This window comes from Polynucleobacter sp. 35-46-11 (assembly GCF_002281105.1).
In genome coordinates this window covers 1-2,648 of sequence record NZ_NCFJ01000359.1, presented here as the reverse complement: position 1 = coordinate 2,648, position 2,648 = coordinate 1, and the positions used below count along the sequence as shown (strand labels likewise).

At 43.8% G+C, this 2,648-nt stretch carries 4 protein-coding genes; all 4 read left to right on the top strand.

Going from position 1 to position 2,648, the window contains the following annotated elements:
* Positions 1–52: 52 nt before the first annotated feature.
* The 4 genes from B7Y67_RS14875 (at position 53) to B7Y67_RS14860 (ending at position 2,517) form a co-directional block, all read left to right on the top strand.
* Positions 53–412 carry a metallophosphoesterase gene (locus B7Y67_RS14875; protein WP_367227291.1) on the top strand — a complete coding sequence of 120 codons (360 nt, stop codon included), beginning with the start codon at positions 53–55 and terminating at the stop codon, positions 410–412.
* Between the two features lie 11 nt (positions 413–423).
* Positions 424–825, top strand: coding sequence for a hypothetical protein (locus tag B7Y67_RS14870; protein ID WP_293599306.1), 402 nt, complete (start codon positions 424–426; stop codon positions 823–825).
* Positions 826–901: 76 nt separating this feature from the next.
* Positions 902–1,174 carry a helix-turn-helix domain-containing protein gene (locus B7Y67_RS14865; protein WP_293599305.1) on the top strand — a complete coding sequence of 91 codons (273 nt, stop codon included), beginning with the start codon at positions 902–904 and terminating at the stop codon, positions 1,172–1,174.
* Positions 1,174–2,517 (top strand): type II toxin-antitoxin system HipA family toxin, encoded by a 1,344-nt coding sequence (locus B7Y67_RS14860; protein WP_293599308.1) that lies wholly within the window; start codon positions 1,174–1,176, stop codon positions 2,515–2,517. The genes B7Y67_RS14865 and B7Y67_RS14860 overlap by 1 nt, the downstream gene beginning before the upstream one ends.
* Positions 2,518–2,648 lie beyond the last annotated feature (131 nt).

The window sequence follows — 2,648 nt, the reverse complement described above, 5'->3', positions numbered from 1 at the left end:
CACTCATGTGCTCAAGATCAATCCAATCTATTTTTTATAAAAAGTAAAGTTAATTTTTATTAGGCTCCATGTACTAAGCGACCTACATCTTGAGTTCGCAGATTTCTATCCCATTCCAGTAGATTCTGATGTTGTGGTGTTGGCTGGTGATATCGCAACGAAATCTGGCGGCATGGCTTGGGCGCGAGATGCTTTTCCAAATCAAGAAATTATTTATGTTGCTGGCAATCATGAGTTTTATGGTACTCAACGACTAGAGATGCTTGCAAAACTGTATGAACAGAGTGCTATGTATGGAATTCATTTTTTAGACGATGGAGCAGTCGAGATTCGGGGTGCTAATGATAAAAAGACTACCCGTTTTTTGGGGCTACTTTATGGACCGACTTCCGCTTGTTTGGGGATGCATTAAAAGATAAATGCATGATGTACGGCGAAATGTATCTGAATGACTTCAGAAGAATTGGCGATGGAGCGATTAGTTTTTCTACTGGGAAATCTATTGAACTGCATGAGGAATCACTGGCTTGGCTGAGATTGGCATTAACCCACCCCTTTGATGGCAAGACTGTTGTGATCACACACCATTTGCCATCGATGTCTTCGGTGGCACAACGGTATAAAACCGATTTGTTATCAGCCTGTTTTGCATCGGAGCTATCTCATTTATTCGGCGAGATGTCGGTTTGGATTCATGGTCATACTCACGATTCTTGCGACTATGAAATGAATGGTACTAGGGTGGTGTGCAACCCTCGTGGATATGTTCGCTCTAGCCATGCAGAAAATCCTCGGTTTAATCCTTCTTTAATCATCCAGGTCTAAGGGGATATAAGAGGTCTTGGTCATAAATCTTCCTTTTTACTTTCATGTTGTATTCAAAGTGAGTCTGGAGATATTAATGAATTATCCAATTCAAACCCTAGATAGCCTGAGGTTGTTTATTAGAGCCTTTCGAAAGCAAAAGGGAGTAACTCAGGCTGATATGGCTGAAAAACTCGGAATTAGTCAGCAAGCCTATGCGCGCTTTGAGGGCAATCCACACTCAGCCACCTTTGAGAGATTGTTTTTAGTCTTACGGATTTTGGATGTCAGCGTATCAATGGAGCAGATCATGAAAGGCTCAAAACAACTCAAAGTTAGCCCAGAGTCTGGATCAAAGGAGATTTGGTAATCATGGTCACTCGCTCAAAATCAAGAGCGCTCAGCATTTGGATGAATGGCGTTCAAGTGGGCACTTGGCAATTAACAAGGCAGCTTGAGACCTTCAATTATTCTGATGAATGGATTTCGCGGGAGTGTGCGAGACCCTTATCACTGTCGCTTCCTTTCTTGCCAGGTAATGCGTCGCATCAAGGCGATCTTGTTAATCATTATTTTGACAATTTATTGCCTGATAGCGATGTGATTCGTAGACGTCTAGCGAGTCGTTATCAGTCAAAAAGCTTGGGTGCATTTGACTTACTATCTCAGCTCGGCCGTGATTGCGTTGGTGCTGTCCAACTTTTGCCAGAGGGTGAGCTGCCAGCAGGAATTCATCAAATTCAAGGTCGGGCATTGAGTAATGAGGAGATTGCGGATCGCATTCGTCACGTCTCCTTGGATTCGGTTTTCGGGCAAGCTGCTCCAAGCAATGATCTAAGCCTATCGATTGCGGGTGCCCAAGAAAAAACTGCACTACTAAAGCACGATGGGCTCTGGCACCTGCCTAAAGGCAGCACACCAACTACGCATATTTTCAAGCTGCCCTTGGGTTTGGTTGGTCATATGCGTGCTGACATGCACACATCGGTTGAGAATGAGTGGCTCTGCTCCAAAATTATGACTGCGTATGGCATTCCAACTGCTTCCTGTGAAATCAAGTATTTTGAAGATCAAAAAGTATTGATCGTTGAGCGCTTTGATCGGAGATTAGCTGCGGATGGGCAGTGGATTATTCGCCTTCCCCAGGAGGATTTTTGTCAGGCAATGGGCGTATCCCCAATGAATAAATACCAGGCAGATGGCGGTCCGAGCATCACATCGGCCATGAAGTTATTGTTAGGCTCAGTAAACGCAGAGCAAGATCGAATACATTTTTTCAAAACGCAAATTATTTTTTGGCTATTAGCTGCTACAGATGGTCATGGTAAAAACTTTAGCATTGCACACCTGCCGGGCGCACAATATAAAGGGACTCCAATTTATGATGTATTGTCGGCGCATCCAGTGATTGGTTTTGGAGCAAATCAAATAGCGCCCCATAGAGTTAAGCTAGCAATGGCTGCGCGCGGCTCGACCAACCACTACCTGTTAGATAAAATTCACCGCAGACACTGGTTATCCCAAGCTCAACAAGCTGGCCTTGGTGCTGGTGTAGCGCAGCAATTAATTGAAGAAATTATTGAGATGACTCAGTCGGTAATCAATCAGGTGAGATCAACGATTTCAGAGCCATTTCCAATGGCTATGGCTGAGTCTATTTTTACGGGCATAAAAATGCAGGCTCGCAAGTTAGCTTCCCGAATTGAGTCTTAGTATTAAAAACCCCAGCAATCACTTGCTGGGGTTTTGTCTTTCTAGTAACTAGAAATTGTTGCTTGATTACTTCTTAGCAGCTGGAGCTGTTACTACAGCAGCAATAGCTTCTGTGTAAACCACTTTTACTT

What these genes read in the sequence shown, in the direction of transcription:
- B7Y67_RS14870 (WP_293599306.1), top strand. Translation starts at nt 424, where the DNA reads ATGATGTACGGCGAAATGTATCTGAATGACTTCAGAAGAATTGGCGAT.
- B7Y67_RS14865 (WP_293599305.1), top strand. Translation starts at nt 902, where the DNA reads ATGAATTATCCAATTCAAACCCTAGATAGCCTGAGGTTGTTTATTAGA.